Annotated in this window: 22 protein-coding genes; 9 read left to right on the top strand and 13 right to left on the bottom strand. The window is 61.1% G+C overall.

The window, feature by feature from the left end:
• Positions 1 to 3 precede the first annotated feature (3 nt).
• The 7 genes from I6F33_RS11105 to I6F33_RS11075 form a co-directional block, all read right to left on the bottom strand.
• On the bottom strand, positions 4 to 1,302 hold the full coding sequence (locus tag I6F33_RS11105) for a lipopolysaccharide biosynthesis protein (RefSeq protein ID WP_225128222.1): 1,299 nt from the start codon (positions 1,300 to 1,302) through the stop codon (positions 4 to 6).
• A gap of 445 nt (positions 1,303 to 1,747) precedes the next feature.
• Positions 1,748 to 2,422: a hypothetical protein gene (locus I6F33_RS11100; protein ID WP_225142450.1), complete on the bottom strand. Its 675-nt coding sequence runs from the start codon at positions 2,420 to 2,422 to the stop codon at positions 1,748 to 1,750.
• 74 nt (positions 2,423 to 2,496) lie between these two features.
• A complete protein-coding gene (locus I6F33_RS11095; RefSeq protein WP_225142447.1) occupies positions 2,497 to 4,746 on the bottom strand; it encodes a polysaccharide biosynthesis tyrosine autokinase in 2,250 nt (749 codons plus the stop codon).
• Positions 4,747 to 5,216: 470 nt separating this feature from the next.
• Positions 5,217 to 5,831 carry a hypothetical protein gene (locus I6F33_RS11090; protein ID WP_225142445.1) on the bottom strand — a complete coding sequence of 205 codons (615 nt, stop codon included), beginning with the start codon at positions 5,829 to 5,831 and terminating at the stop codon, positions 5,217 to 5,219.
• Positions 5,832 to 5,932: 101 nt separating this feature from the next.
• Complete coding sequence (locus I6F33_RS11085) at positions 5,933 to 7,465, bottom strand: O-antigen ligase (RefSeq protein ID WP_225142443.1); 1,533 nt, start codon at positions 7,463 to 7,465, stop codon at positions 5,933 to 5,935.
• Positions 7,466 to 7,486: 21 nt separating this feature from the next.
• The gene (locus tag I6F33_RS11080) at positions 7,487 to 8,068 is read right to left on the bottom strand and encodes a hypothetical protein (protein ID WP_225142441.1); all 582 of its coding nucleotides are present in this window, start codon (positions 8,066 to 8,068) and stop codon (positions 7,487 to 7,489) included.
• A gap of 169 nt (positions 8,069 to 8,237) precedes the next feature.
• On the bottom strand, positions 8,238 to 9,440 hold the full coding sequence (locus tag I6F33_RS11075) for a polysaccharide biosynthesis/export family protein (RefSeq protein WP_225142439.1): 1,203 nt from the start codon (positions 9,438 to 9,440) through the stop codon (positions 8,238 to 8,240).
• Positions 9,441 to 9,682: 242 nt separating this feature from the next.
• Between I6F33_RS11075 and I6F33_RS11070 the strand changes: the two genes are divergently transcribed.
• From I6F33_RS11070 to I6F33_RS11060, 3 genes are all read left to right on the top strand, one after another.
• Entirely contained in the window at positions 9,683 to 10,243 is a 561-nt protein-coding gene (locus I6F33_RS11070; protein WP_225142437.1) for a hypothetical protein, read from the top strand.
• A gap of 75 nt (positions 10,244 to 10,318) precedes the next feature.
• Complete coding sequence (locus tag I6F33_RS11065; RefSeq protein ID WP_225112347.1) at positions 10,319 to 10,594, top strand: hypothetical protein; 276 nt, start codon at positions 10,319 to 10,321, stop codon at positions 10,592 to 10,594.
• 84 nt (positions 10,595 to 10,678) lie between these two features.
• Positions 10,679 to 11,950 carry a hypothetical protein gene (locus tag I6F33_RS11060; protein ID WP_225142435.1) on the top strand — a complete coding sequence of 424 codons (1,272 nt, stop codon included), beginning with the start codon at positions 10,679 to 10,681 and terminating at the stop codon, positions 11,948 to 11,950.
• Between the two features lie 11 nt (positions 11,951 to 11,961).
• On the opposite strand, the gene I6F33_RS11055 is transcribed toward I6F33_RS11060, so the two are convergent.
• Positions 11,962 to 12,588 (bottom strand): transglutaminase-like cysteine peptidase, encoded by a 627-nt coding sequence (locus I6F33_RS11055; RefSeq protein ID WP_057026184.1) that lies wholly within the window; start codon positions 12,586 to 12,588, stop codon positions 11,962 to 11,964.
• A gap of 192 nt (positions 12,589 to 12,780) precedes the next feature.
• On the opposite strand from I6F33_RS11055, the gene I6F33_RS11050 reads away from it, so the two are divergent.
• Together I6F33_RS11050 and I6F33_RS11045 are read left to right on the top strand one after the other, a co-directional pair.
• Positions 12,781 to 13,518, top strand: coding sequence for a metallophosphoesterase family protein (locus tag I6F33_RS11050; protein ID WP_225142433.1), 738 nt, complete (start codon positions 12,781 to 12,783; stop codon positions 13,516 to 13,518).
• 20 nt (positions 13,519 to 13,538) lie between these two features.
• Positions 13,539 to 14,192 carry a hypothetical protein gene (locus I6F33_RS11045; RefSeq protein ID WP_036035501.1) on the top strand — a complete coding sequence of 218 codons (654 nt, stop codon included), beginning with the start codon at positions 13,539 to 13,541 and terminating at the stop codon, positions 14,190 to 14,192.
• A gap of 1 nt (position 14,193) precedes the next feature.
• Here I6F33_RS11045 and I6F33_RS11040 read toward each other — a convergent pair whose 3' ends face one another.
• Positions 14,194 to 14,571: a hypothetical protein gene (locus tag I6F33_RS11040; protein WP_036011263.1), complete on the bottom strand. Its 378-nt coding sequence runs from the start codon at positions 14,569 to 14,571 to the stop codon at positions 14,194 to 14,196.
• Positions 14,572 to 14,984: 413 nt separating this feature from the next.
• Between I6F33_RS11040 and I6F33_RS11035 the strand changes: the two genes are divergently transcribed.
• A complete protein-coding gene (locus I6F33_RS11035) occupies positions 14,985 to 15,362 on the top strand; it encodes a hypothetical protein (protein WP_225142431.1) in 378 nt (125 codons plus the stop codon).
• A gap of 47 nt (positions 15,363 to 15,409) precedes the next feature.
• Here I6F33_RS11035 and I6F33_RS11030 read toward each other — a convergent pair whose 3' ends face one another.
• Together I6F33_RS11030 and I6F33_RS11025 are read right to left on the bottom strand one after the other, a co-directional pair.
• Complete coding sequence (locus tag I6F33_RS11030) at positions 15,410 to 15,652, bottom strand: hypothetical protein (RefSeq protein WP_128262894.1); 243 nt, start codon at positions 15,650 to 15,652, stop codon at positions 15,410 to 15,412.
• Between the two features lie 97 nt (positions 15,653 to 15,749).
• The gene (locus tag I6F33_RS11025; RefSeq protein ID WP_057026181.1) at positions 15,750 to 15,992 is read right to left on the bottom strand and encodes a hypothetical protein; all 243 of its coding nucleotides are present in this window, start codon (positions 15,990 to 15,992) and stop codon (positions 15,750 to 15,752) included.
• A gap of 183 nt (positions 15,993 to 16,175) precedes the next feature.
• Between I6F33_RS11025 and I6F33_RS11020 the strand changes: the two genes are divergently transcribed.
• The gene (locus I6F33_RS11020; protein WP_036011269.1) at positions 16,176 to 17,387 is read left to right on the top strand and encodes a hypothetical protein; all 1,212 of its coding nucleotides are present in this window, start codon (positions 16,176 to 16,178) and stop codon (positions 17,385 to 17,387) included.
• A 15-nt stretch (positions 17,388 to 17,402) separates the two neighbouring features.
• On the opposite strand, the gene I6F33_RS11015 is transcribed toward I6F33_RS11020, so the two are convergent.
• A complete protein-coding gene (locus tag I6F33_RS11015; protein ID WP_225112340.1) occupies positions 17,403 to 17,681 on the bottom strand; it encodes a hypothetical protein in 279 nt (92 codons plus the stop codon).
• Positions 17,682 to 17,844: 163 nt separating this feature from the next.
• A complete protein-coding gene (locus I6F33_RS11010; protein WP_036011274.1) occupies positions 17,845 to 18,261 on the bottom strand; it encodes a hypothetical protein in 417 nt (138 codons plus the stop codon).
• A 1,360-nt stretch (positions 18,262 to 19,621) separates the two neighbouring features.
• Between I6F33_RS11010 and I6F33_RS11005 the strand changes: the two genes are divergently transcribed.
• Together I6F33_RS11005 and I6F33_RS11000 are read left to right on the top strand one after the other, a co-directional pair.
• Positions 19,622 to 19,795 carry a hypothetical protein gene (locus I6F33_RS11005; protein WP_167361675.1) on the top strand — a complete coding sequence of 58 codons (174 nt, stop codon included), beginning with the start codon at positions 19,622 to 19,624 and terminating at the stop codon, positions 19,793 to 19,795.
• Positions 19,796 to 20,427: 632 nt separating this feature from the next.
• Entirely contained in the window at positions 20,428 to 21,966 is a 1,539-nt protein-coding gene (locus tag I6F33_RS11000; RefSeq protein ID WP_225142429.1) for an EAL domain-containing protein, read from the top strand.
• Positions 21,967 to 21,972 lie beyond the last annotated feature (6 nt).

The raw sequence follows: 21,972 nt of genomic DNA, 5'->3' as shown, positions 1-21,972 counted from the left end.
TCACTATCGAACCAGCGGCCAGAGTTGATAGCGTATGCGACTAGTCCGATCGTTCAGCACCAGGAACGCCATTAGTGTACCGATCTCAAGTACAATCAAACTTGCAGCAATCCCGTCGAGGCCGAACAACTTGGCCGCCGGCCAGGCGATCGGCGTGACCACGCAGCTAATCACCACCAAAGCGAACCCAAATTTGACGTGCTTGTTGATCGAAACCAAGAGATTGGCCGAGAACGCCCAGCAGCCATGGAAGAGTGCACCGACGGCAATCAACCACACGAAGACCGACGGCGGATCGAGATGGCCATGTGTCCAGAGCCGCACCAGTTGAGGTCCGAACAATCCAAACAGTGCACAGCCGGGAAGCAGTAGAAAGAGCAGCAGAAGCCGCATGATCCTGTCAATGACGTCCCGGGAGCGCTGGTTGTTCACGGCGACGCTAGCGGAATAGATCGGCATAGCGGCACGACTAAATATCCCAACAAGTTGAATCACCACCCTACTGGCCGTGCGCACCGTCGCGAGGATCGCGGCGGCAGCGGGGCCAATGGTAGTGCCTGCGATCCAGATCATACCTTGAAAGTTTAAAGCAAGCGCAATTGGCATAGCCATTGCTGCGAGGGCTGGCGCAAACAATATGCGGAACGCACCCCAATCGAACGCTCCGAAGCCCCAACGCAACCAATTCATCCGCCGCGAGATCAGTAGAACCAGGTACGCAATATTCACAACGCGAATGCAAGTATAAAGAAGCGCGCAAACAAAGAAGCTTTTGCCCATGTAAGCGGCCCACAGAATGGCGGCGCCTTCCAAGAATTGAATAGCATCGTAAATGAGGGTGGATTCGGCATAGTGCTGACCTGCCCTCAAGCAAGCAAGGAACAGCCGCGAGAGTATGAGCAGAGCGGAATAACAGACGACCAAATAGAGCGCCGCGAGCGCATCTGCATTGAGTTGAACGCGGCCAATCTCTACATGATCGAGATAGAGCAACGGCGTCGCGGCCACGATGAGACTCACGCAGACCAACAGCGTCATCGCGAGTATGGTTTGGAATATCCGTGTGGCCTCGGCTCGCTGGCCCTTGGCGATCTCCATCGTCATCTGCGACGCTGCCGCATCGGCAAATCCGAGATCGGCGACCGCAAGTAGTGTTGGCAGCGACGTTATAAAGAGCCACTCGCCGTAGCGGTCACTGCCCCACCAAGCCAATAGGGCCGGCGGCAGAATCAGCTGGCCGACTATTCGCCAGAAGATGCTACCGGCGCTGGCAATATTGTTGGCCAGCATCTCCTTTCTCATGACCAGTCCTCATGCTGGGGCGCACTCACGTGATTCACTTCTGAAAAATAAAGAACTTGAATCGCGAGACTTTCGTCATCATTCCAAGAAATATTTCCTCGGTTTTGTAAGACCCTAGTTCGAGAACCTTACAATGGTCATCGGTAAAATAACAAACTTTGAGTTTCAAGATTCGAGGGCACTTATTCTCCAGTCTGACCAAGTGGTCGATCAAATCCCGATTTATGGTATGCGATCGGGAAAGACCGACCGCCTCTAGGCAAGGGCGACCGAGCGCATCTCTGACAGGACCCGACCCCAATCCCTCAGAGGGCTCTTGTACCTGTGAGCGGAGTCCCCCGAACTGGGCATGAGCTACTAACCTCCCTTCGAACAAAGGCATAGCAGCGCTAAAAAAGGCTACGGTCAGACAACTCCGAGCCAGTATCCGAGGAATGATACACATCTAATTACGACGCCAAGGTTGATCCGGAACCAATACCCCAGGGACTCGGACAGCGACACCTCCGTCCCGCAACGCTCTCGCGAACATTTCACGAGTTGGCAAGTCAACTCGCTCCAGCGCAGCAAGGAGACGTTCGCGGTGGACCCACCCCGCTCCGACCATGCTTGCTTGAGCTACTTCAAATAGTCTCGCCTTAACAAGCGCCGCGAATTCCGAAATAACCTGTTGCTGGTTGGCGTCATCAAGAAACGGTAAGATCGCCAGTGCTCGACGGTTTCTTGTTATCGCAATCCATCCCTCTCGGGGCCCCGTGCTGTACGACTCATGAAGAAGGGCTGCATCCTCAGTCGCAAACCCGTTATTGGCATTCCGGAGTAGATACAGGTTGAGCCATAGGAATGAATCGTTCGGATTCTGAAAAAGAGAAGCTCTAACGGCTCGCTCTGCGGCGGGCAGCGCCTCCTCGTAGCTACCGCTCTTCAATTCAGCTAAATACAGCAAGATAATTGCTTCCGCTCGCAGAATTTTCGGTGCGTCAACGTTTGCGACCGCCTGCCTCTTGAGGGACACTAAAGTCTTCTTAAGCTCGCCGAGCCGATAAGTGTCGCCGCTAATAAGTCGTGCCGCAACATCAAGCTCTGCTCCGCGACCCCAACGATCGTGCAATACCAACATCGACCAATTCACCCCGAAGACGCCGAGGCCGAGCAGTAGCAACCGTGACACTAAACGGGGAGAGCGCAGTATTCTCACTCTACATAGCCATATCGAGAATAGTACTTTTGATAATAGTATCTGCCTTGGTATGATTCATAGCGCGAGATTAGCTTTGTATCAGCCTTATTGAGAACAACTCCGAGAAGTTTCTCATGGATGGCGGGCGAGGCACGAAGGTTGTGCATGACAACGTCCGCCTTGGTCTTACCCCATTCAATCACAAAGACATACGAGTCTACGAAAGATGGCGTCACACGCACATCGACGACAGGTGCCATGGGAGGAAGATCCAAAACTACATAATCAAACTTCGTCTTCAAGGTTGCAATTAGCTCGCGCATGGCCTTCGATGCGAGTATTTCGTTCGTATGAAGCAGCTTGGACGTCACAACCACGGGCAGAACGCTAAGCGACGTCTCTGGATCTAGCGTACATGCATCTTCTAAAGGCGCCTTCTGCGCGATAACTTCTAGCAACCCTATTTTCGCAGTAGGAAGTAGTGCACGCGATAAGGATGGATTACGAAGATCAGTGTCAATCAGGATCACGCGAGCGCCGCCGTGCGCCATCAGCTGAGCGAGATTGACCGAAATTGTGCTCTTCCCTTCGTTGGGCAGGGCGGAGGTAACCGCAATGACACGGTTCTCTCGCACAATGGAGTTGATGTCTAAACTCACCTTCAAAGAGCGAATGGCCTCAGAAAACCTGGAAAGCGGTTGATCAACAACGTAGCGGAGCAAACTTCTATCGTCGGGAGACTTGTTTGCTCCGAGGAACTTTCGAGACGACCCTTCGCTAGCGATTGCGGGAACGATCGCCACGCAACTAGCTCCAAGCTTTTCTTGAATTCTAGATGTTGTTCGAAAAACGTTGTCCGTGAGCTCACGCGCGAGTGCTACACCAATACCCAACAGAAGACCCGACAGCAATCCTCCGGCGAGCACAACAAAGGTTTTGGGATATGTTTTAGCTAACGATGTGCTTGCAGGGGTAATGACGCGAGCTTCGGTGATAGGAAAGGATTGCTGCTGCACCGACTCCATATATTTCTGCAAGAAATTGTCATACATTGCTTGATAAGATTGTGCATTGCTTTCCAATTCTCGCAACTGCACCTGAGCTTGATTGGTCAACTGGGATTCAGACACAGCATTGTTCAAGCTCGTTTTGATGCTCTCCTCTCGCGTAAGCGCGATATCGTACTCGCTCTTATACGACTCTTGGATACGCTTGAGCTCGTCTGTAATATTCTTCTTAATCTCCGCCATTTGCCTTCGAAGGTTTACAGCGGCAAGATGATCAGGCCCGTATTTTGCTGACCAAATAGACTCCTTAGAGGCCATGTCAACATACTGCGCCCGCAGCTTCACGATCGTGTCGTTTTTGAGCGCATCCGCAATGTTGGCGTCAGGAACATCTTGTCTGAGGATGTCGTTTAGGCGATCTAGCCGTGCTTTCGCCTCAGCGGTAGACGCATGTGCCAGAACCAATTGACTGTTCACCTCGGCTAGCTGCTGCTCGTTCATAAGCCTACCGCCGGTATCAACGATCTTATTATCAGTCTTGAAATCGACGACTGCCCTTTGCGCGGCTGAAGCTTGTATGCGCAGCTCTTTGATACGATCTTGCAACCATACACTCGCCCGTCTTGTCGACTGGTACTTAGCTTCCAGCTGATCAACAATATACGAATCCGCGATTGCATTCGCGATCCGCCCCGCCTTCACCGGATCCCGCGAAGTAAATCCGATTTCCATCACATAGGTTTGGCCAAGCCGCTTAATTGTGCGACTGGACTCAAACCGACCCAAAGCTCGGCGCGTTAATTGATATTCGGACAGTGCACTGGGTGAGGAGAACAACCTAGAAACGGACCCGATGGCCGCCCCCACCAGACCGCCGCCGCTACCTGTAAATTCCTCATCATCGATGAGGTGCAGGTCTCGGATAACCGCGAGGCTAACGTTCTCAGATTTAAGAATTTCGACCTGGGTTTCGACCGTGGATGTGTCGAGAGCAACGTCTCCGAGCAACGACTGCTGCTGAAACAACTGCAGCTTTCGTGTGTCGATCACCATTGAGGCTGTAGATGTAAACAGCGGAGCGGCGGTAAAAAGATAGACGATCGCCACAAGGAGAGTTGCCGATGCAATGGCGAGCACCGTCGGAAACTGACGTCGAATGATGTCAGCGTAAAACCTAATATCCTGATGCGAAGCGCCCTGCTCGCCCTCGGAGAAATCCCGACCAATCTCGTTGGTCGGTCTATTGAACTGAAGCATATTTAAGCCCTGAGACGAACCAGTTTGAAGTTTGGCAAGATCTTTGGCTTTGCAGCGGCATGAAGAAGCACGTGTTCACAAAGCTTAGACTTTTCGCATCTGCAATATACATTACCATGACCCGTCTCTAAGAAGAACAGGCCATTGCAGTTCAGACGCGGCGGTAGATGAAAAATCACAGGAAGCTTAACAGCTGAAGATGAGCAAGCGGCCGAGTCGAACACCAAGTCGATATCGACAACTCAGCAATAGCGTAGCAGGCTGCTCTGATGCCTCCTGCAGAGTATCGCTATGCCCAGGGAGTTAACCGGCATCACCCGCCGACGTACCGCCCGTAAAACGTCAGGAGAGCAGCGTAATGCATTCGCAACACGTGTTTGATGCGAAGTTACGATCGTGACTGGCGACCTCTTCAACAAAAGCAGCGCTAGTTGCCGAGGTCGATGTCTATCGGACCAGCCGCGCCCTGCTTATTGCGGGCTTACCTGATTGACAGTGGTGCCGCCAACGGACCCACTGCCGATGCCGGAGCCGTTGTTGGGCGTCGTGTTGTTGCCGAACACGACGACGCCGCCGCCCCCACCGCCGGTGGGGAAGCCGTTGCCGGTCGGGCCGCCCGCGCCGGTGCCACCGCCCGCGCCGCCCCCGGCTGCGGCGATTGCGACGTCGCCGGTCGCGGCCTGGTAGGCGGCAATCACGTCGGGGTTGCCGGTGCCGGCGATCGCGGTCTGGATCTCATTGGCATAGGCTTGGTCCTGCTGCGCGGCCATACGGGCGACCTGTGCAAGGCCGGCGACGATCGCGTTCAACTGGTCCTTGGTGGTCGCTGGATCCTTCAAAAGCGCGATCAGGCCGGGCAGCGTGGTCGGATCGGAGGCACCGAGGTCGCGCACGCGCGAGATCAGCTGCGGGCCGCCGGTCGGATATTGCTGCAGCAGGCTGTTAGGGGCGGCCTTGAACTCGGTAATGACTGTAGCCGGCAGCTGGCGCTGCGGCGGGTAAACGGCGGCGCTGGCGGCCGTCGTGATCGTCACGGCGAGGGCCGCGGCGGCAGCCATGCGAAGCGCGTTCCTGATAACGCTCATAAATCAATCTCCGAAAAAAAACAGCTGCCCGATTTGCATCCTCGCCCGGGCAAGCGCCTGTGCAGTGCAGGAACCTAGCGAAAGAGAAAAGGGCTGTCCATTTATAATAAAATCTTCGTAAACGGCGCAACTGCTTCAAATCTAGACAGTTTTGTGAAGGTCGCCCGGCCCGCGCGGGGCGCCTGTGGGGTTGCGGAGCGGCCCTCGCCTCGCGGTGCGGTGGCGCCCGCTCCCGCACTCGCACGGCCCTCCCGGCTGGAGAAGGACTGCCCCAAGCCCGCACCGAAAAGCGCAAAGAACGGAATGCTGTAGCCGGGCACCTGCAAGGTGAAGTCCAGGCACGAATGCAGCAGCGACAGCGTCGCGGTCGCCGCGGCCGCCAGCGGGATGATGACGTCGCGCCGCCGGCCGAACACGCCGCGCGCCAGCACCAGCAGCATGATCGCGCAGCCGAGCGTCACCACGAGCGCCATGGGAATGCCTACCTCCGAGGCAAGCTCCAGCGGCGTCGAATGCGCCGCATTCCAGACGCCGCGAATCGAGATGTTGGGGCTGCGGTAGGGCGGGAAGGCCCATTGGAAGGTGCCCATGCCGGTGCCGAACCAGGGATTGTCGGCGATGATCCGCAGCGTCGATTTCCAGGCCTCAATGCGGCCCTCGTCGACCAGGCCCTGGCTGTCGAAGCGGCTGGAGACGCGGCCGCCGAGCAGCTGCAACAGGCCGAGCGCGACGGCGGCTCCAGAGCCGAGCGAGATCCAGATGCCTGTGCGCGGCGGCAGGTCCTTGCGCAGGAACAGCGTGAACGCGACGATCATCGCGAGCAGCGACAGGCCGACGCCGGCGCGCGAGGTCGTCATGAACATTGCCATCAGGCAGATCAAGAGGCAGCTAAGCTGCGGCAGGATCTCTTTCGGCGGGAACGCACGCAGGTCGAGCGACAGCCGCCGCCATTCGACATGCCGCTCCGGCAGGCGGCGGCGGACGTCCTCCAGGATCAGCAGCATCCAGATCACCGCGGCCGAGCCAAAATAGGCCGCCGCCGTGTTGCGGTTGATGAAGGTGCCGGTGACGCTGCCGAGATAGGCCGTCTTGTCCCGCCACAGGATCATGGTCGGCTCGATCAGGAACGAGGCAACGCCATAGAGCGCGTAAGCCGCGCCGGAGATTGCGATCACCCAGAGCAGGCGGCGCGCGCGCATCCGATCGGCACCGACGGTAATGCCGAGCACGATGGCGAGGATGTTGGCGAGCGGCGCGCCGAGCGCGAAGAACGCCTCGTTCTTGACGATGGACGCAGACGGCGCGATCGGCACGCCGAGCAGATCCGAGGCCTGCTTCCAGATCGGCTGGAACGGCGCGAGGAAGGGACGGTCGGACAGCTGCTCGTGCAGCACGAAGGCATAGGCGGCAACGATCACGCCGATGCCGGCGAGCAGCCAGAGGTGCGGCGGCCGCAGATCGCGCGTCGGCGCGAAAATGACCGCGATGCCGAGACACAGGCACCAGAACGCGATCGACAGATCATTGGTCGAGCCGAACGGAAACGGCGCGGCGGCGGCCACGAAGAACAGGATGAAGGCCGCGGGCAGGCTCCACGACCAGCGAATCTTGGGAAGCCAAAGGCGCATCGTCATGTCTTGCGAGCCTTGCTCGCGCTAGAGGAAGCAATCGATCGGATAGATCTTCAGATCGACGTTGAGCCGGCTGTTCCGGCTCTGCGCGCGGAACGCATAGAATAATCCAAAGCTATCACTCCCCTGATCCAGTTTTATTCCGGGAGTTAATTCGTCGGGCGGCACCAGGACGCCGATGTGCCGGTTGATGGCGGAAATCTCGATCCGCCCCTCCCCTTGCGCAAAATGCCCGCCGAGCTGGGTCACCGTGACCTTCGGCAGGCCGCGGCGCTGATGGCAGACATCCTCCTCCCAGAGTTTGGTCTGCTGCACCAGCGGCTTGCCCGGGCCGTCGGGCACGACGATGTCGGGGAAGGACGGGCGCAGCATGCCGAAGAACTTGCTCTCCTTGGAGTTCGCCGAGAGGCGGACGGTGAAGGATAGCTCGCCCCTGGCGCCCTTGAGGCGCGACAGGACGGGAGCATCAGGCTCGGCGGAAACCATCACATCGATGCGGTGGCGAACGCCCATCTCCGCGGCAGCACCGAGCACCGCCCCGACCGGTGCAAGCGCGAAGGTAAGCGGGACGAGAGCCAAAAGACGGAAAAACGTTCGAAAGCGCATGAAGCCCTTTGCAACAGGACGGGATGACCGGCGGCGGGCGCGTTCTACTCGATGACGCCTTGATCCGAACCGGCCCGCCGGCCGGCGACAATACCGATTGGACCGCTAAACGAAAATGGCACCGGGACAAAGCCCCGGTGCCATCGATTTGGTCGATCAAGTCGGCGTCTTACGGCGCCAGCTTGATGTTGTTGCGGAAGATCAGGGCGTCGTTGGCGAGATTGATGCCATCGCTGCCGGTCGCCATGATCACACGCAGGTAGTTCAGGAACTTGGCAACTTCGACGTTGCGCGAGTTCGAGACATAGATGATGTCGCCGTTCTTCATCATGACCTTGGTGGCCAGGAAGAAGCCGCCCGGATCGCGGAAGTTCACGTTGAAGATGACCGGGATCGTCTCCGAGGTGTACTTGCTCACGTCGATGCCGAGCTGGGCAGCGACCTCGCGCGGCTCGCGGCGATAGAGATACACGGCAGCCGGATCGGCCTGGCCGTCCAAGAGGCCGCCGGCCTTGCCGACGGCTTCGCCGAGGTTGATGCGCCAGGCGTCGAAGTTGAACTCGCCGCTCTGGCCGCTGGCGCCGAACGCCAGGAACTTCTGCTGCTCGCGGTAGACGTAGATGCTGTCGTCGGGCCGCACATAGACGTTGTTCTCGGGCGCCATCACGAGATTCTCGAACGGCACGGTGGCCCGCCGTCCGCCACGCTCCAGCATGACCCAGGTCTCGAAGCCCTGGCCCTTGATACCGCCGGCGCGGGTGATCGCATCGAGCACGCGATCCTTCGCGCCCGCCGCGCTCGCGGGATAACGCGCCGGCGAATTGACCTCGCCGAGCACGCTGATCAGCTGGGTGCGCTGCGAGGACATCGCCACGACCGCCTGCGGCTCGATGGCGCGGTTGCCGATCCTCTCGACGATCGCGCGCTGGATTTGGACGGCCGTCAGGCCTGCGGCCTTGATCTGACCGGCATAGGGCACGGTGATGAAGCCGTCATTGTCGACCGACTGATCCGGGATCGTCACATAGTTACCCGGGCGGACACCGGCTTCCGCCGGGATGAACAGACCGCCCGCCGCGGCTTCGAAGATGGTGACGCTGACGACGTCGCCGATGCCGAACACGATGCTGGCAGGCGGGCGGCGGTCGGTGAACACGCCTGCAAGGCCCTTGGGCTCATGGGTGTGCAGGATCTTCACGGTCGCCGGATTGAGCGGCACCAGCTCGTAGGCCGGCGCGTTTTCCGTCTGGATCTTGTTGTTGACGTCGTCGGTGAGCGGTCCCGAGCCGGGATTGGTCGAGCAGGCCCCGAGCGCTAAAGCGGCCAGCAGAAAAGCTGGCTTCAACACATAGGTCTTGGCAATAGATGACATGAATCGCGCCCGTGGGTCCCCAAGTGACGTGAATTGGTACGGCCTAGGGGGTGGTGCGACAAGGGTTCCCGGTGGTTAACGGAGCGATCCGTCGGCCAGTGTTGCGTGCAGGCCACTCTTTGGGGCTTGGTTTAAGTCTTTGTGACCATTTGTTGTATTTCGTGTGCCCGGTCAGAGGGCAATGAGCCCCTGTCGAGGCGTAGTGTGTCGAGTGCAAGGCTTTTGTTAAGGATAGGAACCCCGTGTCTGGCCTCCTTCTGATCCCGCTGTTGGCGGGCTCCCTCTTTGGCGCCGCCGATCGCGCCGCTGTCCCCTGCCTTGGCAGCGCGGGGTCGTTGTGCCGCGGCGCCGTTATTGAGGTCGCCGCCCCTGCATCCACGTCCGTCTGGAAATTCACCCGGACCCAAGGGGCCAAGGACGGCGAGAGCTTCGCGGCCATCATGAAGACTGCCGACACCACCCAATCGGACCCGGACTTCGCCGGCCTGATCGTGCGCTGCGCCCCGAAGGGCAAGGTCGATGTGCTGGTGGCCTTGATCCGGCCCTTCCCGCCCCGGAGCCGCCCCAAGGTGACCATCGCGGCGAGCGGCGGCGGCACCCTGAGCTTCGAGGGAAGTATGGCGGCCGCGGGAGCGGCCGTGCTGTTGCCCGACGAGGTCTCGGCCTTTGCCGCCGGGAAGTGGCAGACGACGGCCTCCCTGTCCGTGGTGGTCAGGGAAGGCGACAGCGAGATCAAGGGGATGGTGGCGCTCAACGGACTGCGGGAGGCCTATCATGCGCTGCTGGCAAATTGCGGCCAATAGGCTAAATTTAGCCATACAACTTAAGGGTCTTTTTAGGCGGGGAATCTAGGGTCCGGAGCACGGAGAGTGTTTCGGATGACCGCCTTTTTGATTTTCAGCTTTCTCACAGGTGCCGTGCTGGGCCAACGCTTTCGCGTGTTCGTGCTCCTGCCGGTCACATTTGCGCTGGTGCTCACCATGCTGCCGGTCAGCATGATGACCAGCCTGGGCTTCCTTGACGGCATAAAGGCTGCGGCGTTCGCCGCCATCGCCCTCCAAGGCGGTTACCTCTTCGGCTCGGGGGCGCGCTTTGCCCTTGCCGCCGCACGCGCCACCCGCGTCTTCGGTCGGCCGGTCAAGGCCACGCGCTGATCGCAACGCAAGCCTCTGTTTGAAAACGCACCGCCCGCTTGTATGGTGACCTGACCGTTTCAGGATTCGCTTCGAGCGCGCCGTTTGTCCCTCGCTTATTTTGCCCTCATCGTCTCCATCGTTTCCGCTTCCGCTCTCGAAATCGCCGGCGCCTCATTGGGCGCGCAGCTGGGGTCGATCGCCGCAGCGCTAGGCCTGCTGGCCGCGGCCTCGAGCTCGCGCAAGGCCGACTACGAGCACTATCTTCGTGCGACCTCCTGGGGCCGCTGGATTCTGCTCGCCATTCCGCTGTGCATCGCGGCCCAGCTCGCTCCGCTTCCGCTGCGCGTTGCGCATCCGATCTGGGCCAGCGCTCACGAGATAATCGGTGGCCTGTCGCTCGGGCCGATCACGGCCGATATCGGCTTGACGGTGAATGCGCTGCTGCTGGCGCTGGCCGCGATCTCATTGCTTGGCGTCGCGATCCTGGTGGTCCGCAACCGCGGCCGTGCCGAGCTGGTTCTGTTCGTGCTGAGCGGCGTAACCGCGATCTCCGCCTTGATGTTGGACCTGCATCGGCTCTCGCCGGCGCTTGCCGGATCCGTCCCCCATGACCTCACGACGAGCCTGGCCGGGCTCGGCCTCATGCTCAATCTGGCGGTGATGCAGCTCGCCGCTGAACGGGCGGAGACGCATCATTCGATCGTTCGCTCGGTCGCGATCGGACTTTGCGGTCTGGTCGGAGCCTTGGTCAGTGCCGCCGCGATCTTTGGGCTGTCCGGGACCAACAGCGCCATCGCGGCGACCTTTGGCGTCGTGCTGATCCTGCTGATCCTCGTGATCCGCAGACTGGATCTGTCGCCATTGGCCGCGAGCGCGTTGTCGGTGGCAGCCCTGATCGGCGCGGCGATCGTGCTGACCTTCCTCTTCGAAAAGAATTCCGGACCGATCCTCCTACGGCTCGTTCCGGAGATGGGGACCGAGACCAAGGCCGCCCTCGAGCGCATGCTGGCCGATACACGCTGGTTCGGCGCCGGTGCCGGGACTTTTCCTGCGGTGGGCAGGATCTATCAGAGCGATGCCGGCGCCGTCCTGACGGCGCCCTCGGCGGCCACATCGGTGTTCGCGGGGATGGGTTGGGTCGGCTTGGTCGCCATGATCGCGGTGAGCCTGCTCGCTTTGGTCCGCCTGTTCGTCGGCGCCCTGCAGCGCGGACGCGACTCGTTCTTTCCGGCGGCGGCCGCGGCCTGCGTCCTGTTTGCGCTGGTTCAGAGCTTTGCCGGTCCCGGATTGCTGCACCCGGCAGCAATCCTTTGCCTTTCGGTGATCTTGGGACTGGGGCTATCGCAGAGCGTCAGCCAATCCGGATCACGATAGCGCGCGGGTGATCAGACCGCGCGGTCGCCGAGCGAGGCCCAGTAGTTCGGATTCTTGGGCGACTGAATGCGGACCCAGCGATAGGGCTTCTTCGACCACGGCATGATGTGGCCGGAGAGATTGTCCAGCACGAGATCGCCGGAGAAGGTGCGCACCACGACCACGAGATGATGCTCGCCCCAGCTGGTCACGACCTCGCTCAGCAGCACCGAGCGCGCCGGAAAGCCCTTGGCGATCAGATCGTGGCGTTTTGTCACGGCGTAATCGTTGCAGTCGCCGCTCGCCGGATGCAGCAGCCATTTCTCGCCGCGCAGCCCTTCCAGATTGGCCTCGGGACGGATCGCGGTGTTGACCCGCTGGTTGACCTCCTGCATTTGCGCCATGCGCTCGGCCGTCAGCTTCAGGCGGCCGCCCCGGAAGACGATCCGCTGCGGCCGCGGCCTGCACTCGTCCTTGTACTTCAGGCAGAAGAGCGTGAACGCCATCGGCGGCAGCGTCGGCTGGTCGAACTTGATGTAGTGGATGGCACCACGCAGCCCCAGGGGCGCCCCGACGAAGGCGGCTTCCGCTTTCTGCTGCACCCCCGCAGCAACGACGATGGCGGCGACGGCCGCCAGGAACTTCACAACTTTGCGCATGTCGCGCTCCCCGTTCTTGTTGGGGAGACGCTACGCGAGACCTCTTGAAATACGGCTCAAAGGCCACGCGAGGCTTTAATCAAAATGCGGGCTCATCGGTCGGAAACAATTAAGAATACCGATGTGTGACTTGTTCTGCTAAGAGCGGTCACGACTTCCGCTCGTGACGCTGGATGCGATTCGACCGACCCGATGGGCCTTTCCTCCCGCTTTCGCAAGAAGACCAAGCCAAGGCTTCCCGATGGCGTCCGCGTCTATGCGATCGGCGACGTGCATGGCCGCGCCGACTTGCTTCAATCGCTGTTAACCGTGATCGACGCCGACTTGGCCCGCTCGGCGCCGCAACGCGCCATTCAGGTCTTTCTCGGTGACTATGTCGACCGCGGCCCGGACTCACGCGCCGTTCTTGATCTCCTGATCGAACGCTCGAAGTCGCACGAGACGGTCTGTCTGAAGGGCAATCACGAGGTCTTCCTGCTCGAGGTGCTCAAGGACCCGGCCCGCCTGCAGGAGTGGCGCCACTATGGCGGCCTGCTGACGCTGGTCTCCTACGGCGTCATGCCGACGATGAACCCTACCGCCGAGCAGCAGGTCGAACTGATCGAGGGACTGAGACGTGCGCTCCCGCCGGAGCACCTCGCCTTCCTCCAGCAATTGCCCTCGTCCTTTACCTGCGGCGACTTCTTCTTCGTCCATGCCGGCGTCAAACCGGGCGTCCCGCTCGATCGCCAGAAGGATGAGGACCTGCTCTGGATCCGCGAGGAATTCCTCGCCTCCGAGGAGCGCTTCGGCAAATATGTCGTGCACGGCCATACGCCGGTCAGCGCGCCCGATATCCGGTCGAATCGCATCAACATCGACACCGGCGCTTATGCGACCGGCAACTTGACCCTGTTGACGATCCAAGGCGATAGTCTTCTCGCAATTTGAAAGCTCAGGCCGCAACTTCGGTGATCACGCTTCGCGCCATTGGCATCTTGACCGCGATCGCGCTGGCGCTCCACGCCGGCATGACGTTCTATGGCGATCTCGTACGGCCGAACTTTCGCGCCAGCGACTTGTTCTCGGGCGAGATTCCGCCGGACAAGGCCAAGCTCGCGGCGGCAGGCAGCCTGGCATCCTTTTCGTGGGATGGCGACCTCCTGGCAAATCATGCGGCGGCAATGGCCGCCGACGTTCTGCATCGTCCGTCGGCCGAGGCAGGCGGAAGGGCCAGCGAGAACAAGACGGCCCAAGCCGCTGTCGTGGCAGCCTTGAAAGTTTCGCCGATCAGGCCGGCGCTCTGGCTCACGCTCGGCACGCTACAGGCCCAGGCCGGCGAGGCGGTCACGCCTGCGGTGAAGATGTCGTACCTGACCGGGTCGGTGCCGATCGACGTTGCCTTCTCACGCGTCCGCACCGTGACCTCGAGCGCCGCGGCAACCGACGAGGAGATCAAGCTGCTGGCGCAATCCGACATCCGGTCGGCGCTGGCCAACCGCTCGCGTTACGAGCCGCTGCTGATCGCGGCCTATGTGCAGGCAACGCCGCAAGGCAAGTCGCTGCTGCTGGAGACGACGAAGGTGACCGATCCCAGATTCAACGAGATCTTGCGGCGGTACTAAATCAGCGGACCGATTTCGGGTTGACCGGCACGAAGTCCTGATCGCGGCGCGGCTGATCGGATCGCCCCTGGTAGACGAACATGCCCTTCTTGGTGGCGACGATGTCGCCTCGCTGCAGGCTGTCGTCGCGAAGCAGACGTTCGGTCGCGACGAGGTCCGGATCTTCCGGAGCCGGCTTGTAGAGTTCCGGATGCTCGCGCCGCTCGCGCGCAACCCCCTTGGCACGGCGCCGCGCATCCTCGATGCGCTGCCGCCATTCGTCGCGCGAGACTTCCGGCTCGCTCGGCGGAAGATAGTCGTTGATGGACGGCTCCGGCTCGGTCTGAGCACGGCACGAGAGCGGGCAGGCGTAAAGAGCCAATCCGACAGCGGCCGCCACGGCCGCCTGAACCGGCGCACGCGCCGGTCTCCGGCGGTCTGACAGGGACTTGCAGCGGACGGGTCGCACTCCGATGACTCCAATGGGGCCGAGCGGCAGCCGCAACTTCAGCTGATGCGGCTGCCAATTGCAACATTTTCGGAACGCAGCGGCCGTCCCTTCAAAAAGCGAAAAACAACCCCATGCACAGTAGCCGGCACCAACCGAATCAATGACTTACGTATTTCCCGAAATCCGGCTTGATCCGTCGGGCAAAACAGGTCTAGTATGGCATGATCCGGAGAGAGGCCGAGCGATGATCGACCTATCTGCGATCGGCATCGGATGAGCGCCGCAAGGACAATAGCGTCGTTCTAAGGCCTCGTTAGACCATCGCTGCTAGACTTCGGCATCTGTCGATGGAGTTGGCGAGAATGCGTGCAAGCCTGGTATCGTTGTTGCGTGTTGCCGTTGCGGCGTATGCCATGTCCGCCCTCACGGCTCACGCCAGCCCCATCTGCATCAAGGAGCGGACACCGTTCGCGCTGTCGCACGACACGGTGAAATGGACGATGTCGATCGCGCCTGGCGCCGACTGCATTCAGGGACTGCGTTGGTCTTATATGCAGATCTTCAGCGTGTCGGTCGTGAGCGGGCCATCGCGGGGACAATTGGCGGTGGTCGGGTCCGGCTTTCGCTATTCGGCAGAAAGGGAAGCGCGAGGCGCCGACAAGTTCACGCTGCTGATTTCGGGCAAGAACCGTCACGATCCCGGGACGTCGACTCTGGAGGTCGAAGTCAACCCGCAATAGGCAGGCCCACGACGCGCGAAGGGGTATCTACTTCGCCCGAAAACGCTTTAGTAACGGCGGCTCGACCCGCTACCCCGGGTCGTATTCCCGTGATAGGGCCGGGCCCGTCCGTAAGTCGTCACGGGAGGCTCGATCCGGCTCGGGATATTCGGCGTCGCGTTGGGACGCGCGGGCTGCGACGGGTTGACGATGATCACATTGCGGTTGGGCGTCGACGGATCGCTGACGCCCTGGGCCCAGGCGCCCGCAGGCACCACAAGGGCGAGTGTGATCAAGACTATTCGTTTCATGCGATATCTCCCGAGCAAGAACGTCAGGGAGGCGAAGACCGTTCCTTCACGACGGCATCACGGTTCGTTGCGCGACCTCACCGCGGCACGGGTGACCTCAGCGAGGCACCGCGATCAGCTTGCCATTCCTCCAGACACCTTGGGCCGCCTGTCCGGTAGAACCGCTACCCACGTTCCGGACAGCCGTAGGCCGCGAGGCAGCCTGGGTGGTCTGCTTCTTTTTGTCGGTCGTCGTCACGATGCTGGAGCTAGTCGTGTTGGCCTGATCCTTGGTCCCTTGTGCAGAAGCAGACTGAACCAGAAAGGTCAGAAACATCATTGCTGTCAAAATGCCGCGCATGGTCACACACCGGAAGAAGGAGCCGGTCGAAATGTCACAGGTTTCCGCCCAAAAGCAAGCGCTACGAAACGACCGCGCAGGACCTTTGCGGCCGGAGCATCAGCGTGTTTCACCGCAACCGACGCGATCCGGGGTGAAAAAACCTAGCGAAACGGCACTATCCGGGCTAGTTGATCGCTCTTGATGACCGAGACCGGCGACACCGCAGCCAACGCCTCGCAGGCGCAAGAGATCAAGGCCGGGCTCGTCCGCCTGTTGTCAGAGCGGATCCGCGAAGTCTCCGGCGACCCCAGGCAGATGCGGGATGTCGTCTACGAGCTGGCTCGCGTCAAGCTTCTGGAACAATTCACCCACGCCGATGCGCGGGAAGCGCGAGAGCTCCAGCAAGTCCTCGAACGCGCCATTCGAGAGGTCGAACGCGCCTTTGAGCGAAGCGAGAAGTCTTCACCGACCAGGGATGCCTCGGTCCCCGTGGCGAATTCTCCACCGGCGAACGTTCCCGTCCCCCCGCCCATTCCGACGCTCGCTGCCTCGGCGTCATCAGCCATTCCGATGGCTGCCGAGACGCCGCGGCGTCCTGCCGCACCGCCAGGATCGCCCGACCAACCCAAACGGAGCGGCGCTTTCAAGTCTCTCGTTCGATTGACCGCGATCCTCCTGCTCATTGCGGGCGCCGGCACCGCGGTCGTGTATTGGCCGCGGCTGAAGGCACAACTGACGGCATCGTCGCAGATGGCGCAGCCCGAACGTTCGGCCAAGAGCCCGGAGCCTCAGCCGGCCGCGATTCCGACTCCCTCGGCCAGCGAGACCGCTGAACGAACCCCGGAGGGCGCAAAGGAGCCGGCGCCGGCGGCGCACCCCTCGATGCCCCTGCCGACGACGTTCGGCGTCTACGCCTTGAGCGAGGGCCAGCTCCACGAGCTGAAGCCGGTTCCCGGAAAAATTCCGGACCGGCGGGTCGCGATCTCGGCCGCCATCAACACGCCGAGCGCGACCACGTTGATGGACGGCGACGTCAAATTCATCGTGTTCAGGCCCGACGGGGGTATCGACGCCAGCGGGACCGAAGTTCGGGTGATCGCAAAAGTCTCGCGAGCGATGGGCGTCGATGCCAGCGGGAAAGCCACCATGGTCAGCGCCGGCGATTCCTGGGTCATCCGCAGCATGTCCTACCCCTACAAGGTAGGTCCGATCGACGACCAGTCGAGAATGCTGTTGCTGCAACCGGAGCAAGACGGCTTCACGCTCGCGCCCGGCCGCTACATCGTGGTGGTCAGGGGCATGGGCTATGACTTCACCATCGCTGGGACGATCACCGATCCCAACCAATGCGTCGAGCGCATCAATGCGGCGAACGGCGCGTTCTACTCGCCCTGCCCGCCGCCGCGGCGATAACGCAGCCTTTGTTTCCTATTTGGCCGGCTTGCTGTCCTTTGGCGCATCCGCCGGCATGTCGTCGACCTTGCCGTTGTTGGCGACGCATTTCTGGAAGTACTCGCGCTGGTCTTTGCCCGTTCCCTTGGCACTCCCCGCTGCGGGGTTGCCGATCTGCCTGGGCGGAAAGGCCTTGGCCACCGCGGCGTCACATGCCCGCGCCACTTCGGCAGTGATGGCCGACGCCGTCGCCGGCACGGCCAATGTCAAAGCGAATGCCAGCCCAACCAATGTCCGCAAATTCTTGACCGGCACGTCGTTGCTCCTTCACTCGGTGAATGCTTGCCGGACCATACCAAAAAGGAACGAGGCGCCAAACGGCAAAGCGCGCTGAATTGTGACTGCGCACTTGTTCGGACCATGCTCCAGAGCCGCGTCTCGAAGCACGGCCGCAGAGCGCGCAGAAATATCACCGCTCCTAGCTGTTCAGCTGCGGCGGCTTGAAATCCGGAAAGCGCGTGAGCATTGCCGTCTTGACGAACTTCAAGTGGGCGATGCTGCTCGCCAATTCCTTGAGCCGGCGCTGGCCGTTCGAGATGTCGGCCGCGAAGAGATCCTGATGATGATTGTCGAGCGGCTCCCGCTCGAGATATTCGTCGGTGCCGTTCCCGAAGGTGACGGAGGCACGGGCAAGCGCATCGTCGACACGCCGGTTGAGCCCGGCCTGCTCCCTCTCCGCCTCCTGCAAGGCGGTTTCGATCGCGGCCAAAACGGCACCGATCCGCCCGCGGTCGGTCTCCGCGTCACGCTCGGCCGAGCGGGCCTTGAAGGTTTTGTCCTCGCGGCGGGAGCCGAGAAGATTGTGTGCGCGCGCTCTCAGGAACAGCTGAAACATCCGGGCCATCCCACATACGAGATCCAGGCGGGTACCATCGGTCAGACGTAGTTAACAAATCCTGAATCCGGCGCCCGTGCGGTCTGGCTTTGTGCAATCCATGCCCGCCAAGCTCCCGCGTGCTTGGAATAGAGCTCGTGCCAGCGGATCTCGCCGTCGGCAGCGGCTCCTTTTCGCACGCGGACCTCGGATGTAAATTGCCCTGTCTCGTTCGATGCAAGATCCAGAGCTTCGAACTCCGCCGTCTCTTCCGGAGACAGGCCGATCAGAACGCGATGCCCTTGGGCATCGACGAAGTATCTGCGCGGCGCGTTGTGCCTTTGATCAGTCATTCGCAGGGCCCTCGTTCATGATCCAAGGCCCCGGACGATCCTTCAGCCGCCGCTCAAAGCCACGAACAAACGCGATCAAAACGAGGACGCAAGTCGCGCCCAGCAAAGCAATCAAATACGCCATTCACGCCCACCTATGCGAGCCGCGAAAATACAGGCGGCTAAACTCTCACCATGAATTGCTACGTTCTAGGTTGCCTTTCCAAAGCTCTCAAGCGCCGCACCCCGTTAACCTAACTGCGCATGGTTATCCGACCCGGCCGCACGGCAGGATCAGTGTGCGCTCACATGGCTGTGCGCCTACGACGGATGCTCACTCTGCTTGGCGCCCATCGCCGCCGGCGTGTAGGGCGCATAGAGACGATATCGTGCCGATCGCCTGCGCGAGCGCCATGCCCGCACGCCGTAGCCGCAGCAAAAGCCAGCTGCAAAAATCGAAATCAGAACCAGAATTGCAAACATTTGGAATGTTCCCAATGATCGGAACGCTCCTCCCGGTACATTTCAACGTGATGTTCTGACGACTTCAAGATCATCGGCGCTGAAAGTTTTGTCAGAGGAAGATGAAGTTTGTGCAACGTGGTGCTTGAATTTTGGCCGTCGCGAGAACCACGAGCCCGGAGGACGACGAAATCTCGCATCGTTCGGGGGCGATATCCAGCCGGCGATGTTAACCCGTGTTCACGGCGGCAGCAGCCTCGAACGAAGCGGCTGGATGCGCTGTCATCGGGCACAGTTGCGATCTGCACGATAGGTCTTGCGAAACGTTCTCGAACGTATGGAGCGGCCTCTCGGACGAGACCGCTGAAGCAGCATCCGTGCTTCTACGGAGCGCCATGCACCAACTTCATCGCGGTAAGGTTGAGAGGTTAGCTTAACCCGCGTTGTTTGTTGCGAACTTTCGGCGATTGCTTATCCATCTCGCACCGGGCTCCCCCAAGCCCGGCCCCACCCAAGCAAAGCCGTCGAGCGAACATGGGTCCGCTTGGCGGCTTTGTCGTTGTGTCGACGAGAGGATCATTTCGGTTATGGCGCGCAGGCCCTGGTCGTTCAAGGAAGATCGCCGGCTCATCGAGCTGGCCAAGTCTTCAACCTCGCTGGAGCAGGCAGCGAAAGCTCTCGGGCGCTCGCCCGATGCGATCAAGCGCATGGCGTTGCGGCTTGGTCTTTCCTTGAAGTCGAAGCCGGCAAAGAAGAGCTGATCTTAGAAGTGCCGGCGCTCGCCTCGGCTTCATGTACGGCCGCTGCAGTCCAACGGCCCCGCATCGATAGGGCCAGCCGCCCTTAGCCCGGGGTCGTTCCGGTCCGCCATCGTCTTGGACGGTGAGGTGGATTGAGCGGGTTGCCGGCGGTGCCCCGCCAGCCGCCACACTTAATTCTGCGTCCTCTTCTGGGACCCCATCCCTGGGCTGGTTCCGTAGCTGGGCGTCCCCGTTCCCTTGAAGGCGCCGCCCATCGTGTCGGATCCGGAATTCGTGCCCGTGCCACTGCGCGTCGCGGAGGTGGATTGCGTGCCCGATGGCGTGTCTTTGGTCCCCTGCGCCGAGGCCAGAGAGCTCCCGATTGTCAACGCCATCACGAGACTTAACGTCCTGATCATACTGCTCAACTTTCCATGCTTGTTTCTGACCCCGAGCCGCCAGACCATTGGCCGGGCACTGCTCAGGCGGGGCCCTTCGGGCCGGTCTTTCCGTTAAACCCTATCTTAGCCCCCGCTGGCTAGGATCAATCTCCACGCCTTGCTTGAATTTCCGCCCCGCCCTGTTTTCGCCTGAGCCGGATGAGAGTGCTGCGACCAGACCTCCCGTTTGTGGCACTCGTGCTTGCGAGCACGATGGCGTTCGCCTTGGCGGGTCATTTCGCCGCTGGCGCCGTTATTCGCCAGCACCAGGCGCATCAGCTCAATGAGCTCACCGAGGTGGTTCTGCGCCGATCGGAGCTTGCGGTCGATTTCGCTGCGGGCAGCCTGGACGAGCTCGCGCGGCGCAATTTCGCCAGCTGCGAGCCGGCGGCGCTGCAAGCCATCCGCCTGCACGTCTACCAGCGCTCGGCGATCAAGGACGTCCGCCTCGTCAAGCCGGACGGCTCGGTGATCTGCTCGGCCTATTCCGAGACGCTCGAATTCGACAAGGGATGGGTGGATCGCCGCGACATGCTGCCTTCGCGCGACAAGACGCTTTCCCTGTTCCGCGTGGAGCAGTTCGGCGGCGACGCCCTGGGCGTGCTCAGGGACGTCAATGGCAACTCCGCCCTGGTCGCCATTGTCGGTGTCAATGCCAGCCTGTTCGACATCATGCCGGCCGAGCTGCGCGCGCACAGCCAGGTGATCCTCGCCTTGAGCAATGGCGAGAAGCTCGGCGAATTCCAGACCGAGGCCGGCAAGTCTCTGCCGGCGCCGATCGGCTTCGAGCGAGCGTCCGCTCGGCTCCCGCTTCATGCCACGATCCGGCTCGAGCACGCGGTGCTGTCGAGCTGGAACAACGAGGCCTATTGGCCAACGCTTGCAGTGGCGCTCGGACTTGGCGCGATCTTCGGCATCCTGCTGGCACGCAACCGCCGCATGGAAGGGCCAGTGGCCGATCTCGACCGGGCGCTGACAGCCGGCGAATTCAAGCCATATTACCAACCGATCTTCGACCTCCGGACAGGTCGGATCAAGGGCTGCGAGATTCTGGCGCGCTGGCTGCGCCGCGATGGCTCGGTGGTCCCGCCGATGAATTTCATTCCGCTCGCCGAATCCAGCGGACGCATCCAGGCGATGACCTGGCAGATCCTGGGATCGGCGCTCACCGAGCTCAGGCCATTGCTCAGGGCCGACAAGAATTTCAAGCTGTCGCTGAACGTCGTGCCCAAGCACCTCCTGAGCGCCGGCTTCGTCGAGACACTGCGGCGCACGGTTCTGACGGCACGCGTCTCCGCGCGCCAGATCGTGGTCGAGATCACCGAGCGCGATGAATTGGATGATCTCGCGCGCGCCGCTTCGGTCGTGGCCGAGCTGCGGGACCGCGGCTTCCGCGTCGCCATCGACGATGTCGGCGTCGGCCATAGCGGACTGTCGCGGCTGAAGGGCCTCGGCGCCGATACGATCAAGATCGACAAGTTCTTCGTGGACACGATCACGGTGGACGCATCGACGACCACGATCGTGGAGATGCTGGTGGCGCTCGCGAAAGACCTCAATATGAGCGTGGTCGCCGAAGGCATCGAGACGGAGGAGCAGCTCCGCGCGTTGCTCGCCTCCGGCGTCGAGGAAGGTCAAGGCTATCTGGTTGCGCCGCCCCTGCCCGCCGCCAAATTCAATGAGCTCATCAAATCGCGTCGGGCTGCGCAGCCGGATGCGGCGACATCCGGTGCTAAGGCTTTGGTGGCCTGACTGGCC

Source organism: Bradyrhizobium sp. BRP20 (assembly GCF_020194215.1).
GTDB classification, from domain to species: Bacteria; Pseudomonadota; Alphaproteobacteria; order Rhizobiales; family Xanthobacteraceae; genus Bradyrhizobium; species Bradyrhizobium yuanmingense.
This window is presented reverse-complemented; position numbering and strand designations above follow the sequence as displayed.